This window comes from Chryseobacterium daecheongense, assembly GCF_003729955.1.
GTDB classification, from domain to species: Bacteria; Bacteroidota; Bacteroidia; order Flavobacteriales; family Weeksellaceae; genus Chryseobacterium; species Chryseobacterium daecheongense.
The window spans coordinates 635,223-656,139 of the sequence record NZ_RJTX01000004.1 but is presented as its reverse complement, the minus strand read 5'-3'; the positions used below and the strand labels follow the sequence as shown (position 1 = coordinate 656,139).

At 35.2% G+C, this 20,917-nt stretch carries 17 protein-coding genes; 2 read left to right on the top strand and 15 right to left on the bottom strand.

Annotated elements, in window-relative coordinates; all coding sequences use genetic code 11:
* Positions 1-28 precede the first annotated feature (28 nt).
* Positions 29-2,626, top strand: coding sequence for a type IX secretion system periplasmic lipoprotein PorW/SprE (gene porW, locus EGI05_RS16325; RefSeq protein ID WP_123264086.1), 2,598 nt, complete (start codon positions 29-31; stop codon positions 2,624-2,626).
* A gap of 59 nt (positions 2,627-2,685) precedes the next feature.
* Here the strand turns inward: porW and tsaB are convergent, their stop codons facing one another.
* The 9 genes from tsaB to rpiB form a co-directional block, all read right to left on the bottom strand.
* The gene (gene tsaB, locus EGI05_RS16320) at positions 2,686-3,372 is read right to left on the bottom strand and encodes a tRNA (adenosine(37)-N6)-threonylcarbamoyltransferase complex dimerization subunit type 1 TsaB (protein WP_123264085.1); all 687 of its coding nucleotides are present in this window, start codon (positions 3,370-3,372) and stop codon (positions 2,686-2,688) included.
* Between the two features lie 35 nt (positions 3,373-3,407).
* Positions 3,408-3,848: a nuclear transport factor 2 family protein gene (locus EGI05_RS16315; RefSeq protein ID WP_123264084.1), complete on the bottom strand. Its 441-nt coding sequence runs from the start codon at positions 3,846-3,848 to the stop codon at positions 3,408-3,410.
* Position 3,849: 1 nt separating this feature from the next.
* Complete coding sequence (locus tag EGI05_RS16310) at positions 3,850-4,599, bottom strand: SDR family NAD(P)-dependent oxidoreductase (protein ID WP_123264397.1); 750 nt, start codon at positions 4,597-4,599, stop codon at positions 3,850-3,852.
* Positions 4,600-4,652: 53 nt separating this feature from the next.
* Positions 4,653-5,024, bottom strand: coding sequence for a YraN family protein (locus tag EGI05_RS16305; protein ID WP_123264083.1), 372 nt, complete (start codon positions 5,022-5,024; stop codon positions 4,653-4,655).
* A gap of 5 nt (positions 5,025-5,029) precedes the next feature.
* Positions 5,030-5,956, bottom strand: coding sequence for a S66 peptidase family protein (locus tag EGI05_RS16300; protein WP_123264082.1), 927 nt, complete (start codon positions 5,954-5,956; stop codon positions 5,030-5,032).
* Positions 5,956-6,642, bottom strand: coding sequence for a LysE family translocator (locus EGI05_RS16295; RefSeq protein WP_123264081.1), 687 nt, complete (start codon positions 6,640-6,642; stop codon positions 5,956-5,958). The genes EGI05_RS16300 and EGI05_RS16295 overlap by 1 nt, the downstream gene beginning before the upstream one ends.
* A 109-nt stretch (positions 6,643-6,751) precedes the next feature.
* Positions 6,752-7,264, bottom strand: coding sequence for a hypothetical protein (locus EGI05_RS16290; protein WP_123264080.1), 513 nt, complete (start codon positions 7,262-7,264; stop codon positions 6,752-6,754).
* Positions 7,264-9,414: a ribonuclease R gene (rnr, locus tag EGI05_RS16285; protein ID WP_123264079.1), complete on the bottom strand. Its 2,151-nt coding sequence runs from the start codon at positions 9,412-9,414 to the stop codon at positions 7,264-7,266. The genes EGI05_RS16290 and rnr overlap by 1 nt, the downstream gene beginning before the upstream one ends.
* A 232-nt stretch (positions 9,415-9,646) precedes the next feature.
* The gene (gene rpiB / locus EGI05_RS16280; RefSeq protein ID WP_123264396.1) at positions 9,647-10,081 is read right to left on the bottom strand and encodes a ribose 5-phosphate isomerase B; all 435 of its coding nucleotides are present in this window, start codon (positions 10,079-10,081) and stop codon (positions 9,647-9,649) included.
* 555 nt (positions 10,082-10,636) lie between these two features.
* On the opposite strand from rpiB, the gene EGI05_RS16270 reads away from it, so the two are divergent.
* A complete protein-coding gene (locus tag EGI05_RS16270) occupies positions 10,637-11,827 on the top strand; it encodes a phosphoglycerate kinase (protein WP_123264077.1) in 1,191 nt (396 codons plus the stop codon).
* Positions 11,828-12,215: 388 nt separating this feature from the next.
* Here EGI05_RS16270 and EGI05_RS16265 read toward each other — a convergent pair whose 3' ends face one another.
* From EGI05_RS16265 to EGI05_RS16240, 6 genes are all read right to left on the bottom strand, one after another.
* Complete coding sequence (locus EGI05_RS16265) at positions 12,216-13,037, bottom strand: class I SAM-dependent methyltransferase (protein ID WP_123264076.1); 822 nt, start codon at positions 13,035-13,037, stop codon at positions 12,216-12,218.
* A gap of 111 nt (positions 13,038-13,148) precedes the next feature.
* Positions 13,149-15,011, bottom strand: coding sequence for a tRNA uridine-5-carboxymethylaminomethyl(34) synthesis enzyme MnmG (gene mnmG, locus EGI05_RS16260; protein ID WP_123264075.1), 1,863 nt, complete (start codon positions 15,009-15,011; stop codon positions 13,149-13,151).
* 111 nt (positions 15,012-15,122) lie between these two features.
* Positions 15,123-15,545: an rRNA maturation RNase YbeY gene (ybeY, locus tag EGI05_RS16255; protein WP_123264074.1), complete on the bottom strand. Its 423-nt coding sequence runs from the start codon at positions 15,543-15,545 to the stop codon at positions 15,123-15,125.
* Between the two features lie 4 nt (positions 15,546-15,549).
* The gene (locus EGI05_RS16250) at positions 15,550-17,706 is read right to left on the bottom strand and encodes a patatin-like phospholipase family protein (protein ID WP_123264073.1); all 2,157 of its coding nucleotides are present in this window, start codon (positions 17,704-17,706) and stop codon (positions 15,550-15,552) included.
* A gap of 2 nt (positions 17,707-17,708) precedes the next feature.
* Positions 17,709-20,156, bottom strand: a complete 2,448-nt coding sequence (locus tag EGI05_RS16245; RefSeq protein WP_123264072.1) for a bifunctional UDP-N-acetylmuramoyl-tripeptide:D-alanyl-D-alanine ligase/alanine racemase — start codon at positions 20,154-20,156, stop codon at positions 17,709-17,711.
* Between the two features lie 139 nt (positions 20,157-20,295).
* Positions 20,296-20,886, bottom strand: a complete 591-nt coding sequence (locus EGI05_RS16240) for a thymidine kinase (RefSeq protein WP_123264071.1) — start codon at positions 20,884-20,886, stop codon at positions 20,296-20,298.
* Positions 20,887-20,917 lie beyond the last annotated feature (31 nt).

Sequence of the window (20,917 nt, the reverse complement as noted above, 5' to 3'; positions counted from 1 at the left end):
AAGCAGATTAGCGAGTTATATTGAATAAATGAAAAAGAATATTTTATTCCTTTTAGCAGCGTGCATCATTGTTTCCTGTGCTACCAAGACCAAAAAGCCGGAGCAGCGATCTAAGTTCATGAAAGGATTTTCCACATATTACAACACACTCTTTAATGCAAAAGATGCATTGAATAGTGAGTTCACGAGCAGAGATAAAGGCCATAAGGATAATTTTTATGCTCCTTATATTCCTATTCTTACGTATGAAGATCAACCGTTGGGAAGTGATTTGGGGCAATCAGCAGCGTTTGCCGAAAACTCTATGAAAATGGCAGAAGTCAACCGATCTTCAGGAAATAATAATAACGGAAGAACAGCTCCAGGAATGCCGCCCGGAATGCCCGGAGCTCCTGGTATGCCTAATGACGGAACGGTAACTGCTGATCCTAATCAGCCGGATGCAAAAGGAGCCACACCTTTAGAAATTGCTGAAGCGAAAGCTTTAAAGGCAATCAATAAATACTCTGTTATCAAAAACGGAGAAGAAAAGAATAAGAAGATTTTTGATGCGTATATGATTCTTGTACAGTCAAGGATTTATCAGAATAAATCGTTGGAAGCACTGGATGCATTAAACTATGTTTTCACCCATATGAAAGACGATAAAAGGTTACCATTGGCCAAAATTTATCAGGGCGTAGCCTATGCACAGCGTCAGGATTATCATAAAGCCAATGAAACTTTTGCCAAGCTGAAAAGTGAAGGCATGGACAAAAATTATGATAAACTATTAAGTATCTACAACTCTGAAGCTCTTTTAGATGCCGGTAAAAAAGAAGAGGCCGCTAAAGAACTTGCCCGAGCTTTTGACCTGAACAGCAACAGAAAACTGAAAAGCAGAATCGCTTATTTAAGAGGCCAGGTTTTATCGGAATTAGGGAAAAATGAAGAGGCCAGAGAAAGCTTTCTCAATGCTTATAAATATGCCAATGATTTTGAATTTGAAGTAAAATCCCAGATTGAAATTGCCAAAACCTTCAACGGAAAAGGGGATTACAACGGAGCTAAAAAATATCTGGAAGATATCAGTAAAAAAGGGACTTATGGTTCCAGAAAAAATGAATTTTATTACGCATTAGGTTTAATGGCTAATAAAGCGGGTAAAAAAGAAGAAGCTCAGGAATTTTTCAGAAAATCTTTATTGGAGAAGGTTTCGGATCCGCAGGTTCGTGGCCTTACCTATTACGAAATAGGAAAATCTTATCTTGAAAAGAATGATTACATAGGTGCGGGAAGCTATTATGATTCTGCACTTGTTGCTATGACTTATGAGCCGTCCAAACTTCTTTTAAAAGATCAGGCTGAAAACATTAAGAAAATTTCCAAAAACTATTATCTGATTAAGAAAAACGACAGTATTCTTGCTTTAGCTAAAATGAGCGATGCTCAGAGAAATGATTATTTCGCTAAACATATTGAAAAATTAAAAGCGAAAGAAGCTAAGGAAGAACTGGAAAGAAAACGTGCAGAAAGAGCCAAAGGCTTTGATACGGGAGATTATAGCGCCAATTCTATTTTTGCTAGTAATGGAGGTAATGCTTTTGAAGATTTCGGAACCACTACCAAAGGATTTTATTTCAGCAATACGAATACGGTAAGCAAAGGATCCTCTTCGTTTAAACAGATATGGGGAGACAGAGCACTTGCGGATAACTGGCGTTATTCTAAAAAAATGAACTCTCTTGAAGACCTTAAAAATGAAGCTTTAGGAGTAACTTCTGCACCAAATCCAAGGCGTTATGAAACTGCTTATTATATTGAGCAGATCCCAACAGATGCCGGAAAGCTGGGACAGCTTAAAAAGGACAGAGATACTGCTTCTTTGGGTCTTGGAATCATGTATCAGAATTACTTTACCAATACACCTTTAGCTACGAAAACCTTATATGATCTGGTAGACAATAAGCCGGAAGAAAAGGTAATGTTGCAGGCTTTGTATGAGATCTTTGCCATGAATTATGAGAAAAATCCACAGGCAGGAGAGAGAGCTAAGCAAATCCTGTTAACAGATTATCCATATACATCTTATGCTGAGTTCGCCAGAAATCCTAAGAATAGTTCCTTTGTGAAATCTTCCGAAGATGTGGAAAACCAATACAAAACTGCTTACGCCTTATTTGAATCAGAAAAGTTTGAGGAAAGTAAAGCCATAATTGACCAGACTATTCAGAAATATCCTAAAGATGCCCTGGTTCCTAAACTTTATCTTTTAAATGCTTTCAATGCAGGGAAATCGAGTGGGAAAGAGGTAATGATTCTACAATTGGAGCAGATTGCTTTGAACTATGCTAAAACGCCGGAAGGAGTAAAAGCCAAGGAAATGCTGAATTACCTGAAAAGTGATTTGTCTTTCCAGGCTACCGATAACAAAGGAAACGTGATTCAGAATCCGGGAAATAACAACAATATGCCTTTGCAGCCGTCTCAGAATAACGCAAATGTTTCTCCTGCCAATCCGAGCGGTAATTTTAGCGGACAGCCGATGAATGGAGTTCCTAACCAGCCACAGCAACAAAAACCGGTTAATAAAAACCAACAGCAGATCAATAAACCGAACAATACAGTTCCTGCAAAACCACAATAAAATAAAAAAAGCGAAGATGATCATCTTCGCTTTTTTTATATCGTTATTTATCTTTTAGGCTATACAGAATCTGATGATTTCTTTTTCTTTACCCCATGGAAATCTTTTAAATAAAACGGTTCAAAATACGCAGTGTCTTCAAACTCTTTTTTCTCAATTTTTTCCACCGTCCTTTTAATCAGATATTGAGCGGAAGGGTAGATGTCATCCTTAAACTCAGCGTTCGGAAGCCGTACAATCTCCTTTGTCTTTTTAGCTCCGTCTCCTACAAATAGTACTTTTTTATCCTTTAATTCTTCAAAAGAGTGGTCATCTAAAATTTTGGCTTCGGTCTCTGAGATCTCCTTACCCGTTTCACCGTCATAAATGGCTGTATAAACCTCCATTCTTCTTGCATCAATCAGAGGAACTATATAATCATAGTTTTGCCCTAAAAAAGGCTCTATCATGCTTTCTAAAGAATTTACGGCAATCAAAGGAACTTTTAATCCATAACAAAAGCCTTTTGCTGATGACGCTCCAATTCTTAATCCTGTGTAAGAGCCAGGGCCTTTTCCTAAAGAAACAGCTTCAATTTCCTGTAAGGATATTCCTGCTCCTTCCAATGCCCATTCTACAAAGGTGTGAAGACTTTCGGATTGTTTATAATTTTCTGAAACTTCTTCACAAAGGCATAATAACTTTTCATCATCCGAAATCGCTACTGAACAGTTTTTTGAGGAAGTCTCAATGTATAAAATCTTCATTTTAAAGCAAAATTGTTATCTATTATCCTGCAAATTTATGGCTTTATTTCGACACTTTGCCGGCTCCATAATTTCCAGACAGAATTCTTTTTCTTCCAGATCTCCAATAAGGCTAAATTCAATTCAAAATCCTGGTTTTTGTAGCTCCCAAGAACTTTTATTTTTCTTCTGACACTGGCCATATTTTTATATTTTTTCAATTCAGAAATTTCCAATTGTCTGATTTCTTTATATACTACTTTTTTTGAAGAAAAATCTTTTTTAAAATCATCCAGGTTTTGAACCCATCCATTGGAATGCCCAAAAGAAACATCTGAACAGAGAATATGGGTGATGTTATCATCATTATTCTGCAAATAGCGGTCTAAAAGTCTGATGCTCTCAACCAGTTTTTCATCTTTAAGGGCCGGCTTGATGTGTTGGCAACTCCAAAAAGTGAATGAAAAAAGCAGAATAAAAAGAGATAACTTTTTCATTCTATTTTCTGTAGATGGTTCTCGGTTCTGCCTGAGCGGAAGGATAAATCGTCATATCTGAAACGCAAACGTGCTTTGGGGCATTCACACAATACGCAATGGAATCTGCAATATCTTCTGCTTTCAATGCCTCATATCCTGCATACACTGTGGCAGCTCTTTCACTGTCTCCTTTGAATCTCACCAAAGAAAAGTCCGTTTCCACCGCACCTGGCTGAATATTGGTTACTTTGATTCCGAATTCCGTTAATTCCAGTCTCATTCCTTCGGAAATAACATCTACTGCTTTTTTGGTAGCACAGTAAACGACACCATTCGCATAGGTTTGCCTTGCTGCCACAGAACTGATATTAACAATATGCCCGGAATTTCTTTCTTTCATTCCCGGGATAATCATTTTGGATACGTATAAAACTCCTTTTACGTTTCCGTCGATCATAGAATCCCAATCTTCTGTTTTTCCGGCTGAAAGAGGATCTAAACCATGCGCATTTCCGGCATTATTAATCAAAATATCAATGTTTTTCCATTGTTCAGGAAGACTATTGATGGCATTCTCTACCTCTTCTAAGTTCCTTACATCGAACTGTAAACTAAATATTTCAGTGAATGCAGCAAGTTCTGTTTTCAATGCTTCCAAAACTTCGCTTCTCCTACCACAGATAATGATTCTGTTTCCTTGTCTGGCAAGAAGTTCTGCTGTCGCTTTTCCTATTCCGGAAGTAGCTCCGGTAATTAATACTGTTTTCATTTTCTGTATCATGTATGTTGTACATTGTACAAAGTGCTTTTTACTTTATACAATTAGTTGGCATCAAATGCTTGAAAAGCATCGGTAATATGTTCGATCATTAAATTTCCTTTGTCATCGGGAAGTACACTCATAATATCGAATCTGACTTCATGCTGTTTATTGAATTCTTCCAGGTAGTGATTGGCTGTGGAAACAATTGACCGTATTTTAGTTTTGGTAACGGCTTCCTGAGGCAGCATAAAAGCATCTGTGGAGCGTGCTTTAACTTCAACGATAGCAACAATACCATCTTTTTCAGCAATAATATCAATTTCAGCTTTCTGAAACCGGAAATTTCTCACAAGGATCTTATACCCATTTTTCAGCAAATATTCTACAGCCAGATCCTCCGCTTTTTTCCCAAAATCATTGTGAATAGCCATTTTTGCTAAAAATCAACTTTTACTTTATCCTCAACCTTCATTTTAACCTTTCCTCCTATAATCAAGGGTCTGTTATCTTTGATATGCCCGTTTGGAAAGCCAAAAATTACAGGGAATTTATATTTTGAAAGCTTGTCTGAGATCAGCTGATAAGCAAATTCATCAAAGCTTTCTTCATAGCTTTTATTCTCCTTTTCATCACCCATATTCGTCATTCCACCTACAATAAGACCATTGATTTTATTGAAAACTCCGGACAGTTCAAGGCTCATGATCATTCGGTCTAAAGCATAGAAATTTTCTCCGATATCTTCAATAAATAAAATTTTATTTTTAAAGTCAAATGAATATCTGGTTCCCAATAAGGCATAAATTAAGGCTAAATTTCCTCCAACCAGCTCTCCTTCACAATTTCCTTTTTTATTGAATTGGTGAGCATTTAAAGCGTATTTTGGAGCCTTTCCTTTCAGAATATCAAAAATTAGGTCATAGCTTTCTTCTGTAACTCCGAAACTGGATGTTTTAATAGTTTGTCCATGAATGGAAACAAAACCTTTCTTCAATAGATAACTTTGGATCACCGTATTATCTGAATATCCTATGTACCATTTCGGGCTTTCTTTGAATTTATTGAGTTTCAAATGCTGGATCAGGTGTTGACATCCGTATCCGCCTCTTGAAGCCCAGACCGCAGAGATTTCCTTGTCATTTAAGGCCCAGTTGATATCCTTAATTCTTTCTTTTTCCGTTCCGGCGTAATTATAGCCGTTAGAGAATTTGGTATACAGATGTTCTCCCAATACAGGTTCATAACCTCTGTTTTTAATCATTTCTATTCCTTTTTCAAGCTGAGCGGCATCTACAGCCCCAGCGGGGGAAATAACTGCTACTTTATCACCTTTTTTAAGAGATTTCGGAAAAATATTTTTCATTATTGCGTCTTTTGATATTTTACTTCTTTCTTTTCAGCTTCTTCTAATTTTTTATCGAATTGATTGAACTTTTTAAAGCTCTGCAAAAAAATAAAGAAACTGAAAACAATAAGAATTCCGCCAACAACTCTTCTGATCTGGTTGGCTAGTTTTTGTGTTAATTTATAGTGAAATTGTTTTGCCAGGAATATTTTAGCAAGATCAATACACAGATAAGTAGCAATCACAATACCTATGTATAAAATAAAATTACTGGTATCCGGATACTGATTTCTTACCGAGATCACCGTTACCAGCCAGAAAAGAATAACGCCTACATTTAAAAGATTAAAGAAAAAACCATTAATGAATGTTTTGAAATAATTCTGATTAATGATTCTTTCTTCACCGGGCATATGCATTTTGGTCTTGGTGACCATCATGACGATACCGTAAACAAATATAAGAATGGACGTAATCCTGTAAAATCCGGGATGCTTGTCAATTAATGTTACTATATCCGCACTTGCATAATAGGACGCCAAAATACATAATAAATCGGCGGAAATCACCCCCAAATCCAGTGCTAAAGCATGTCTTGGGCCTCTTGAGAAGCTGGTTTCAATAAGAAGGAAAAATATAGGTCCTATGAAAACCAGACTCAACATGAATCCTAATACAACAGCAGAAAGTATAAGTTCGAACATGTATAATTCTTTTTAAAGATGAAAAAGATCATCTCTTACAAAGTTATACTTTATGATTTAATTAATCAACTACCATATAATTGCAATTATTTTTTATTAACTCAAATGCTTATTTATCTAAGCAATTTTCGTTATAAATAAATTGAAAGTCCTTTCTGATCTTCAATCCAAAAATACCCTTTTCAAAAGTGTAGGTTATTTGATTTTTAAACAACATTCTTTTATAATCAATAAAAAAACTTCTTGTCATATAAGAATATTCGTAAGCATTATCACTTAGATAAATATAAGTTGTTTTTCCCTTCTGATGACTGCCTCTTCCACCTACTTCTGCAATCATATTTTTATAACAATATGTTTCTTTTGTAGGATTCATTCCTGTAATATAGTTCACAAGAAAAAAAGCATTAATGATCATTGGAAATGTAACTCCAAAGAAATAATTTTTACCTAAACTTCCTATTTTAAAAATATTTCTATTAATTAAAATATTACTTATAATGCAAAGAATACCTATGATTACTATAAACCAATAAAAATTAACTACCGTTTTAAATATTACTGTAAAAACTAAAATAACATTCAGAATACTAAAAACGATATACTTATCAATTTTAGTCATTAATCAACAATCTTAAAGTCCAGTTGCTTTTGAATTAGGTTGGCTTTTACCACTTTGATCTGAACCTGATCTCCCAGTTGATATTTATTCCCTGTTCTTGATCCGTAAACCGCATGGGTTTTGGCATCATATATATAGGAATCATCTACCAAATCTCTCAATTTGATCAATCCTTCTGCACCGTTTTCAGGAATTTCCACCCAGAAACCGAATTCGGCAACCCCTGAAATCACTCCCGTGAAAACTTCACCGATATGTTTTTCCATGAATTTCACCTGCATGAACTTGATGGAATCTCTTTCTGCATCAGCAGCCAGTCTTTCCATGGAACTGCAATGTTTTGCTTTTTCTTCCAGTTCATGTTTGCTTGGTGATTTTCCTCCATCCAAATAGTGCTGCAGAAGACGGTGTGCCAATAAATCCGGATAACGACGGATAGGAGAGGTAAAATGGGAATAATACTCAAATCCCAAACCATAGTGCCCAATTGGTTCCGTAGAATAAATCGCTTTGCTCATACTTCTCATCGCCAAAGTTTCGATCATATTTTCTTCACCTTTTCCTTTGACATCATGAAGTAATTTATTCAATGATTCTGCTACTTTTTTCGTGTTGGCAAGATTCATTTTGTACCCGAAAGTAGAAACAAAGTCTCTCAACGCTTCCAGTTTAGCAGGATCCGGGTCATCGTGAACCCTGTAAATGAAAGTATTGTTGGTAATTTCTCCTTTTCTGGTTAATGAAACAAATTCAGAAACCTTTCTATTCGCCAGCAGCATGAATTCTTCGATCAAATGGTTAGAGTCTTTACTTATTTTAAAGTAAACTCCTACCGGTTCATTATTTTCATCAAGATTGAATCTTACTTCGCTTCTGTCGAAAGTAATGGCTCCTTTTCTGATACGCTCTGCACGCATGATTTTGGCAAGCCTATCCAACACAAGAATCTCTTCAGCCAAATCTCCCTGTTTGGTTTCAATACGTTCCTGAGCCTCTTCATACGTGAATCTTCTGTCTGAATGGATCACCGTTCTACCAAACCATTGTTTCTGGATTTCAGCATTGTCATTCAGTTCAAAAACAGCTGAAAATGTATATTTATCTTCATTTGGACGAAGGGAGCATACATCATTACTTAAAACTTCCGGTAACATGGGAACAACACGATCTACCAAGTATACTGAAGTCGCTCTTTGGTAAGCTTCATCATCTAAAATGGTTCCGGGAACCACATAATGAGAAACATCTGCAATATGTACCCCGATTTCCCAGTTTCCATTTTCTAATTTTCTTATGGATAATGCATCGTCAAAGTCTTTTGCATCTTTCGGGTCTATAGTAAAGGTACAGATACCACGCATATCCCAACGTTTAGCAACTTCCTCATCGGTAATGCTTCGGTCTATTTTATCTGCATCTCTTTCCACTTCATTTGGAAACTCGTATGGTAAACCATATTCCGCTAAAATAGAGTGAATCTCGGTCTCGTGTTCTCCCGGAGCTCCTAAAACCTGGATAATTTCTCCTTCCGGATTTTTGTCTCCCGGTTTCCATTCTGTCATTTTTACGATGACCTTGTCACCGTTTTCAGCACCTCCAAATTTTGTTTTCGGGATAAAAATATCTGTATTGATAGACTTTTTATCACACACCACAAATCCGAAATCTTTATGATTGATCACCTGGAATGTTCCTACAAATTCGGTTCTGGCTCTTTCCAAAACCTCTAAAACAGAGCCTTCCAGTTTTTTTCCTTTATAATGATAGGTTATAATTAATACCTTATCACCCTGCAATGCATCCTTCACATTTTTGGAATGGATGAAAATATCATCCTCCAATCCTTCCACATTAACGTAGGCATTACCGGTCTGATTGAAATCTATAACTCCGGTTAATGTACCCGCAATATTAAGATTGACAATATATTTACCTTTTTCGGCTTCCTTAATTTTTTCAGAGCCCTGTAATTTATGCAAAGCCTGGATCACCAGTTCTCTTTGTCTTGGATTTTTATGATCTATTCCATCAGCAATCTGCTTATAATTATAGATTTTAGACGGATTTTCATTCATGAAACGCAGGATCAGTCTTCCGATCTCCATCAGTTTCATATCATTTTTATGACTTATATATTTTCTTTTTTTCATTTTTTAGTTATTGTTTAATTCAACTACATCAATTTTCCTTCCATATTTTTTAACAATGGGATTAGTTTGTATAAATTTAATACAAAAAACAGAGCGGAGAGGGGAGAAAAACCTTTTACTACTATTAAAGGTTTGTGAATGGGAATAATAGAATGTGTTTCAGTTTTACTTTGCAAAGATAAGCATTTAAAAATAAATAAGGCTTGCCGATTGATTGACAAGCCTTTATAGGTTAGCAGTATGCTATTTTATCTACTCTGTTCTGATGCCTTCCGCCTTCAAAATCGGTGGAAAGAAACTTATTAACAATCTCTATGGCTAGTTCTTTAGCAATGAATCTTGCCGGGATGGAAATCATGTTGGCATCATTATGTTGTCTTGCCAATTCTGCAATTTCCGGCATCCAGCAAAGGGCACAACGGATTTTCTGATGCTTGTTAGCCGTAATCTGAACACCGTTTCCACTTCCGCAGATCAGAATTCCTAATTCATTTTCACCATTTTCTACAGATGTTGCCGCAGGATGCACAAAATCAGGGTAATCTACGCTGTCCGTAGAATATGTTCCGAAATCCTGAACTTCAAATTGCTCTTCAAGATGCTTTTTAATGATCTCTTTATATTCGAAACCCGCGTGATCAGCTGCAATAGCTATCTTTCTTTTCATAATTGTAGTATTATACTTTATTAGATTTTCTTTCACTACAAAGTTAAGTATTCTATCAACAACTGTTAGCTTTTCATTAGTTAATTGTGAAAACTCATGTGAATAAGTGTGGAAAACTTTTGTGAACTAAATATTTTTCGTTTCAAAAAAATCCTTATTGAAATTGTACTCCAAAAATTTCGAGCGGAACTTTCAAAATCTTTCTTCCATTTAATCTTTATTTTTTCCATAGAGGAGAAATTAATAATTGCCACTGTTAACAAGTTATCCATAATTGTTAATAACAGCAAAAAATATCAGATTTACAGCCCTTTATATTGTTAATTAAATATGAATTGAAAACAAACTTCGTGTTATGAAGTTTTTGAACAAAAGTTATCCCCGAAACTCACAATACTTAACAACAGTCACCAGCTTTCTCTTTTTTAAAAAAAATAAAATTGTTGATTAGTGGATGATTGGGGTTGTGGGAAGTTTTTGAAAACTTTTGTCAGGATGGGGGTTTTCAAAAAGTTTAAAATCTTACATTTGTGAAAAGAAAATTCAAAGTAATTTATGAAGACAATCAATGATTTCAATTTTAGAGATAAGAAAGCTCTGGTAAGAGTAGATTTCAATGTTCCGCAGGATGATCAGCTTAATGTAACAGATAACACAAGAATTGTTGCCGTAAAGCCAACAGTGGAGAAAATCCTTAAAGACGGAGGTTCTGTGATTTTGATGACGCATTTGGGGAGACCTAAAGGAGAAGTAAAAGATGAATTTTCTCTTAAACATATCATAAATGAAGTTTCTAATGTTCTTGGGCAGGAAGTAAAATTCGTTGAAGAATCGGTAGGAGAGAAGGCTGAACAGGCCGCTGCTGCACTTCAGCCGGGTGAAATCTTATTGTTAGAGAATCTTCGTTTTCATAATGAGGAGGAAAAAGGAGATGAAGCATTTGCTCTGCAGCTATCTAAATTAGGTGATGCTTATGTGAACGATGCTTTCGGGACAGCTCACAGAGCACACGCTTCTACAGCAGTAATTGCTCAATATTTTCCTTCAACTAAATTTTTCGGTTTATTAATGGCAAAGGAATTACAAGCTATTGATAAAGTTTTGAAAAGCGGTGAAAAGCCTATTACAGCTATATTAGGAGGATCTAAAGTTTCAACTAAAATTACCATTATAGAAAATATTTTACCTGCTGTAGATAATCTGATTATCGGAGGTGGTATGGCATTTACATTCATTAAGGCTTTAGGAGGTAAAATAGGTAGTTCTTTGGTAGAAGATGATAAGCTTTCTTTAGCTGTCGAAATTCTTGGTAAAGCAAAAGAACATAACGTTAAAGTATATCTTCCTTCAGATGCTATTATTGCTGAAAGCTTTAATAATGATGCTGAAAGAAAAGAAGTGGATATTTATGCTATTCCTGAAGGATGGATGGGATTGGATGCAGGTCAGAAATCAAGAGACCAGTTCAATGATGTTCTTTTAAATTCCAGAACTATCTTATGGAATGGTCCTATCGGTGTTTTCGAAATGTCAAATTTTGCTGCGGGAACTGTGGCTTTAGGTGACAGTATTGCTGAAGCAACAAGATTAGGAGCTTTCTCATTAGTAGGTGGGGGAGACAGTGTAGCATTCGTTAAGCAATTCGGATACGGAGACAAAGTAAGTTATGTTTCAACCGGTGGAGGAGCAATGTTGGAAAGTCTGGAAGGTTTGGAACTTCCGGGAGTGGCTGCAATCAATAAATAATATTTTACCATTATACATTTTAAGTCCGCTGTTCTTTCAGCGGACTTTTTCATTTTAGCTGAAAATAGAATCTTCTCTAAAGATGTTAAAAAAATCAGCTTCAGTATTAGCTCTTGATTTGAGAACATATTTTTTGATATTTTATATTCAATTTTCAAAAACAGAGCTTAAACTAATGCTTACGTTGAAATTAACTTTTTGAAATTTCACGTTTCTTTTTTACTCAATTTAGTCGCTTCAAAATCTCCAGGTCAAAATGTTATTTGAAGATTTTAAATTTTACATGTTTTCCTAAAAAATAAAAACTCTGAAATTTTTCAGAGTTTTTTTAATTTTTATTCAAAAATGCTAAAAATTGACCTTCAGAAATGGGGTAAAAATCGATTTTCTATCTTTTTTCGATTATATAGACCAAACTTGAAAATTCGTTAGAAAAAAGCGCCTTTACGTTAGAAATCGTTCCATAGAACATTGCTTTTAGCCAAAAAAGCGGTGATTTTTTATATTTTTCGCTTAACATGGATATGTAGTACGAGTCGAGAATCAGAGGTTTGATTTTTCTCATTTTCCAATTTGATTTTTTTGAAATTAAATTTTCCATTCCGTTTTTTGAAAAATGATAAATGTGTCTAGGTACATCGTAAGCTGCCCAATGTTCTTTGTAATGTTTTGCATCGTAAGAAGTAGGATTGGGAACTGCTATGATTAACAATCCTTTTTCTTTCAGCTTTTGATGAAAAATATTAAGCATTTCATCCTGGTTTTCTATATGCTCGAATACATGCCATAATGTAATAGCATCAAGGCTTCCATTTTCAATGAGATGAACATCGTCTATTATTTTTGCTTTGGAGATCTTATTTTGTGCTGCTGTTCTTGCATCAGAATCCGGTTCAAAGCCGAAAGTTTCAAAATCATTTTCTATATATTTTACAAATTCTCCGGCACCACAACCATAATCTAAAACTCTTGAATTTTTCTTTATTCTGTCTACAAGAATATTTTTTTTGTATTGTAAATTGAAAGACTGTAAGAATTTATAAAGCTTTTCTTTCAAACTCCCGGAATCCTGATGATGGGAAATGTAATCTTCACTTTCATAGTATTTGGAAATATTAGATGGGATAGGAGAAGTCTTGAATACTCCTTTTGTTTCCGTTTCTTTAATTTCGAATATTTCCTGAGAGAGAAAATGATCTTTAATTTTCATTGAAATGTATTTTAAATTAAAAATTAAGATATTCTGAGTTTATTAGAAGCTCATAAATATCTTAATTTTTGTTTTATTTTTAATATATGTTTCACGTGAAACATAGAGTAATTATCTTCCTAAATACACAAGTAAAACGTTGATATCGGCTGGCGAGACACCACTTATTCTTCCGGCCTGTGCAATGGTTTTAGGTCTTACATTAGACATTTTTTGCTTAGCTTCTGCAGAAAGACTTGAAATCTTAGAATAATCAAAATCTTCCGGAATTTTAATATTTTCCAGACGATTTAATTTGGCTACATTTTCCTTTTCTTTTTCAATATATCCTTTATACTTGATATTAATTTCTGCCTGCTCTCTCACTTCATCATCATATTGAGATGCTTTTTCTTTAATAGCTTCAATATTTTCAAGTTTTTCCAAAGTCATATTAGGTCTTGTAAGGATCTGTGCTGCTCTGTAAGCTTGATCTACAGGGTTGCTTTCTATGTTTTCGAGAATAGGGTTTATAATGCCCGGCTTTAAAGATGTTTCTCGTAAAAAGCTCTCAAGTTCCTCACTTTTAGCTACTTTTTCTTCCACTCTTCTTAATCTTTCTTCTTTGGCTAAACCTAACTTGTAAGCTCTTTCTGTTAATCTGATATCTGCGTTATCCTGTCTTAGAAGAAGTCTGTATTCTGCGCGCGAAGTGAACATTCTATAAGGTTCTTCCGTTCCTTTGGTGATCAGATCATCAATTAAAACGCCAATATAGGCTTCATCTCTGTTTAAAGTGAACTCACCCTTGTCATGTACCTTATTATGGGCATTAATCCCCGCCATGAAACCTTGTCCGGCTGCTTCTTCGTATCCTGTAGTACCATTAATTTGGCCTGCAAAATATAAGTTTTCAATGAGTTTTGTTTCTAATGTATGCTTTAATTGAGTAGGCGGAAAATAGTCATATTCAATAGCATAGCCCGGACGGAATACTTTTACGTTTTCAAATCCAGGGATATGTTTCATGGCTTTGATCTGAACATCTTCGGGTAGGGAAGAACTGAATCCGTTTACATAAATTTCCACTGTTTTCCAACCCTCGGGTTCTACAAAAAGCTGATGTCTTGTTCTTTCTGCAAAACGGTTGATCTTATCTTCAATACTTGGACAGTATCTTGGACCTAAGCTTTGAATAGTGCCATTAAACATAGGGCTTCTATCAAAACCTTCTCTTAAAATATCGTGTACTGTTTCGTTAGTGTAAACAATATGACAGCTTAATTGTTTGGTTAACTTCGGAGTATCTAAATAGCTGAATTTTTGAGGGTTTTCATCTCCTTTTTGTTCTTCCATTTTGCTGTAATCCAAGCTTCTTCCGTCCACTCTTGGTGGAGTACCGGTTTTCATTCTTCCAGCTTCAAATCCTAAAGAAACTAGTTGTTCAGTAATTCCGAAAGCTCTTGGTTCACCCATTCTTCCACCACCTAATTGCTTATCTCCAACGTGGATCAAGCCATTTAGAAATGTTCCGTTGGTAAGAACCACGGATCTTCCTTTTATTTCGATTCCTAATGAAGTGATGACACCTGTAACCTTATTATTTTCGATGATAAGCTGTTTTACCATATCCTGGAAAAAATCAAGATTTGGGGTGTTTTCCAATGCTAATCGCCATTCTTCTGCAAAAAGCATTCTATCGTTCTGTGTTCTTGGAGACCACATTGCAGGACCTTTGGATAGATTAAGCATTTTGAATTGAATAGCAGATTTATCAGCTACAATTCCTGAATAACCACCCATTGCATCAATCTCTCTTACAATTTGTCCTTTTGCAATACCTCCCATTGCGGGGTTGCAGCTCATCTGTCCAATGGTTTGCATGTTCATCGTAACAAGCAATGTTTTGGACCCAAGATTAGCCGCCGCTGCTGCCGCCTCACATCCTGCGTGACCGGCACCGACTACTATTATGTCGTATATTTCTGAAATCATTTTATCACATATTTAGCTTTACAATCAATGTTTTTATTGTGATGTTTCACGTGAAACATTAGTTGGAAAACTGTCTTATAATGGTTGTTTTCGTTGTTTTCTAGCTTGTATTTATGAATTAAAATACTCTAAATATCTTGCTAAATAAACATCTTCTTTTCTTCGCATCTCTTTTTCCTCTTCTTCCGTTTTGTCTTTATACCCACAAAGATGAAGGATACCGTGAGCTAAAACTCTTCTCAGTTCTTCTTCATAATTTTTGGATAGGGTAGAAGCATTATCTGAAATGCGCTGCAAAGATACGAAAATCTCTCCGCTTATTGTTTTACCCTTTACATAATCAAAAGTAATGATGTCTGTATAGTAATCATGCTGGAGATAATCCTGGTTTACCTTAAGCAAATATTCATCATCACAGAAGATGTAATTAATTTCGCCAAGTTTTTTTCCTTCCGTAAGGATAAGATCTTCCAGCCATTTGGTGTATTCTGTATTGACAGATTCGGGTAAGTTTTCGTAGAAGAATTGTATCATAGTTTTAAAACCAGTGTCCTAATATCACACTGAATATGCCTTTTTGATTATTTTTAAGTGAGTGGCTAAAGTTGATTTTGATCTGTCCGAAAGGAGATTTGTAACCTGCTGTAACTCCCAATGAACTATAATTTAATTTCACAGTATCTTCAAAGGTAATGTCATCGGAAAGATTCGCAAAGGAGAAGTTTCCGCTAATGAAGTAATTCTTGTTGAACTTAAATTGGAGATCATTAGAGATTAAAATGGTGTTATTGGTATTCAGCTGTGCAAAGTAAAAACCTCCAAAGTTTTTAAAATTGATCACATTTTGTTCAAAAATACCTCCTAACCTGTACTGGTAAAATTCAGGAAGGTTATCACCGATGGTAATTCCTCCATATAGGTTTAAACGGTAAGAGAATTGTTTGGTAAGAGGAATATTAACTCTGATATCAGCTTTTACCTGTACAATTCTTTTATCCACTTCTGATTTTAACAGATCGATTACTTTTCCTTCAGCTGAAATATAAATACCTTTTGAAGGAAAGTCCTTGTCATCCTGTGTATCGCTTTTTAAGAAGATATAAGGGTTCAAAAATCGCTTATATCTTTTATTGGTACCATTGGCTTCAGCTTCAAAGTAATCGTGGCTTATTCCGCCTCCAATAGCGAATTTATCTTTCCATATCGATTGAATATAAACCTCATTTCTTAGCCACATCCAATTATCTACTTCATAATTGTTCTGGTCTTTGATATCAAAGCTCATTCCTGACGAATAAATTCCAAATCCCGGAATATATCCGTTATCTATAAAATAGTTTAAATAATACCTTGGTTTATCGCCTACAATAACATCCAAAGAAAGATTGGTATTTTTGAATAAAAGACGTTTTGCTGAATAGTTGAGCAGTAAACCAGTCTTAAAAACTTCATCGTAATGCAAACCGAACTTTAGGAAATGTCTGGTATCATCCTCGGTTACATATAATTTGAGATAGTTGGCATCATTTTCCGGAATAATATCATAATTGATAAACCTATAATTATTGGTAGCAACCAATTTATCAATCATTTTATTAATGCTTCCATACGTATGCATGGAAGGAAGTCTGAGTCCCATTTTCCCCAAAACATAGTTTTTTCCATAAATTTTCCCGCCTTCTATATCAATGCTATCAATCTTATAGACATTAGAGTAAATGGGATTTACACGCTCTCTGAGGCGATCAAACGGGCGCTTGGGAAGCTGATCCAGGACTGCTGTATATTTTAACCCTTCAGCAAAACCACTATCTAGTATTTTTTTCTTCTCATCGTAGCTTGTGGCAGTCATGCCTTTCAGATTGGGCTTGATATTAATATCAGTGTATTTGTATTGTCGTCTTGTATCTTTTTTGATTCCGAAATCGATAACCTGATTCAGAATCGCTATAATGTTGTTTAAATCCTCTCTTTTGGATAGATCCTGGTTCAGGTCCACTCCGATAACGATATCGATTCCTTTGTCCTTTAACGGCTTTGAGGGATAGTTTACAGACATTGCTCCGTCAATATAAATACTGTCTCCGATTTTCACGGGGTCCATCAAAGAAGGAAATGCAGAGCTGGCCATAATGGATTGTACCAGATCTCCTTTCTCGAATATTTGCATATTTCCACTTTCCAGATTGGTGGCTACGCACATAAAAGGAATAGGAAGTTTGGAAAAATCATCAATATTGGAGACATTTTTGAAAAGTTCTTTCAATAAATAAACGTTCTTTTGGCCTGTACTTATGGAGGAAGGAAGGGTTATTTTTCCGTTTTTCAGAGGAATGGACAGAAGGTATTTATCAACGGATTTGTTGTAAAATGTAGCCTCTTTTCGGGATTTCGGATCCATAATCAAAGAATAGAAATCCGTATCCATCACTATTTTTTCTATTTCTTTCCCGGAATATCCGGATGCATACAGACCGCCAACAATGGCCCCCATACTGGTTCCGGCAATATAATCAACTTTAACACCCAGAGAATCCAATACTTTTAATACTCCAACATGAGAGAATCCTTTTGCTCCACCTCCGGCAAGGGAAAGTCCTATTTTTGGATTTTTAGGAATTACTAAGTCCTTTTTTACCTGCGAATGAATCAAAAGCAGTTGAAAGGCAAATAAAAGTATCAGGAGCTTTCTCATAGTTAATCTTTGATATAAATCCGTTTCACCCGCGGGGAAATAGAGGTTAATACTTCATAAGTTATCGTTTTGCAATAGGCTGCAAATTCTTTTAAACTTGGATAGGCGTTGAAAATAGTAACTGTATCGCCTTCTTTTACATTTGGGACATTATCTACATTGATCATCATCATATCCATACATATATTACCTACAATAGGCGCCAAAACTTTATGTATGCCTACATTTCCCACCTGGTTTCCAATCAGTCTAGGAATTCCGTCTGCATAACCTACAGGAATGGTAGCGATTTTTGTCTGATGGTCCGTTTTATATTTTCTGCTGTAGCCTACAGATTCTCCATTTTCTACCAGAGAAATTTGTGATATAACTGTTTTAAAGCTCACTACAGACTGTAGTTGTTTCTGAATTTCGGGATTGGCAGACTCTCCAAGCATTCCTATACCTATTCTTACCATATCGTACTGGTGATCAGTATAGCTTGTTATTCCTGAAGAATTTAGTATATGTCGAATAGGTTGATAGCCTAGTTTTTCAATTAAATAATTGGAGTTTTTTTCGAAAGTTTCTAATTGATTTAATGTAAATTCTTTTTCTGTCGGAACATCTGAAGAGGATAAATGGCTGAAAATACTTTGAATTTTTAAATTTTTATTCTCTAAAGTTTCACTGAGCTGATCGAGCTCAAATCCTTTAAAACCAAGACGATGCATTCCCGTTTCCAGCTTGACGTGGATTGGGTATTTTTTATCATATCCGGATTTCTGAACGGCCTCATAGAATAGTTCCAACACCCGGAAACTGTAAATTTCAGGCTCTAAATTATATTCGATGATAGCTTCATAGCTGTGTTGTTCAGGATTCATTACAACGATAGGGGTAGTAATTCCTTTTTTACGAAGTTCAACGCCTTCATCAGCAAATGCAACTCCCAGATAATCAATATGATGATGCTGTAAGAATTCTGAAATTTCATAACTGCCTAATCCATAGGAATTGGCTTTCACCATCGCCATCATTTTGGTTCCGGGCTTCAGTAGAGATTTATGGTAATTGATATTGTGTAAAATGGCGTTCAGATTGATCTCCAAAACCGTATCATGTTTCCTGAGCTCAAGAATATCTTTTAATTTTTCAATCTCAAATTTCCTTGCCCCCTTCAGGAGAATAATCTGATTTTCTATTTCAGTAAGATGTTTACTTTCAATAAGTTCCTGAGTATTGATAAATGTAAAGGTTTTAGCTTTAAAAAGACCGCTGAACTTGCTGATTTCATGTCCGATGAGAAAAACGGAATCAAATCGCTGTTCATTTACGAGGTCTGAAACTTCTTCATACAGTTCCTGCGAATTGGAGTTTACTCCTACAATATCTGTTAAAACCAGCGATTTTTTAGACTTTTTATATTCATTTAAGAATTGTAGAGCTGTTTTCAGAGAGTCCAAGTCCAGATTAAAAGAATCATTGATAATGATATTGCTTTTAATTCCTTCAATCGCTTCCAATCTCATTTCAATAGCCTTTAAAGCATTGATTTTTTCAACGATTTTCTGATTTTCTATACCCAGCTCTTTTAAAACTGTAATCAAGGCGAGAGCATTCGTTAAAGTAGCTTCATCCCTTTGATGAACAGGGAAGGCAATCTCTTCATCAAAATATTTTACAATTACGGATTCATCTTTAAAAATATCATTTTTAATGAAAACCTGGTTCTCTTTTTTAAATCCGTATGATATTAATTTTTTACTTGAATATAATTCTTTTATTTTATGATCAACCAGAAAGTTATCCCCATTATAAATAATAGTTTTCGAATCTTTAAAGAGCTTTATTTTTTCATTAATGAGTTCTTCTTCAGATTCAAAATTGGCAGCATGAGCAGATCCGATATGGGTAAGCAATCCGATTTGTGGGTGGAAAATATTTTCCAGTTTCTCCATTTCATGAGGCTTTGAAATTCCTACTTCAAAAATGCCCAATTGATGAGTAGAATTGATCTGCAGCAAGGAAAGAGGCAATCCGATCTGGGAATTAAAGCTTTTCGGACTTTTTACGGTCGGAAACTCATTCCACAGACATTGATATAACCACTCTTTTAAAATCGTTTTTCCATTGCTTCCTGTAATCCCGATAGATTGTAAGTGTGAATTCTCAAAATGATATTTAGCCAGTTTTTGAAGAAATTCCACAGCGTTTTCTACAATAATCCAGGTTATATCTTCAAATTGGGGATCATAATGTTCAGAAATAATGATATTGATTCCTCTGTCTATGGCAGATTCAATGAACTTTTCCCCGGAATTTTTTTTAGTATTGATTGCAATGAACGCAGTATTTTTAGTGGAATAAATAATCCTGCTGTCAAAAGCTATGTTTTTGACTAATAGTTCCTTATCTCCAATAATCTGTGCATTGGTGATGGCTGCAATTTCTTGTACTGTATAATTCATGTAGTGACCCCTTCAACTTTTATTAAAGCGAAATTGCAATTTTATAGATTTGCAATTTCGTTAAATCGTAAAAAGCTAAAAAGCTATTTTTAAAACAAATTCGCAGTTTAGCAGTTTTGTGATTTTACTGTTTAATCTATTATTTTTTCTTTTTCAAAAGCACTTCATCGATGAAAACCCGACGGCTTACTGCTTCATAACTTTCGGTTTCTCCTAATTCTACAAGATTATCTCCCTGAGAAATCCTCATGGAATAATTAGCAAGATTCCCTGTTCTCTTGCAAATAGCGTGCACTTTTGTTACATATTCTGCGGTGGCCATCAAATTAGGCATGGGACCGAAAGGACGTCCTAGAAAATCCATATCCAACCCTGCAATAACCACACGTATACCGCTGTTTGCAAGCTGATTGGCTATATCAACAATGCTTTCATCAAAAAATTGGGCTTCATCAATTCCTACTACATCACAGTTGGAAGCCAGCAAGAGAATTTCATTAGGATTTTCTACTGCTGTACTGCGGATTTTATTCTGGTTGTGAGAAACCACATCTTCTTCAGAATATCTTGTATCCAGTTTAGGTTTAAAAATTTCCACATTCTGCCCTGCCATTTCAGCCCTTCTCAGCCTTCGGATCAACTCCTCGGTTTTCCCCGAAAACATAGAGCCGCAAATAACTTCCATCCACCCGCTCTGTTTGGAATGATTAATTGTATTTTCTAAAAACATTTGTTAAATTAGCCGTATATTTTTAACATCA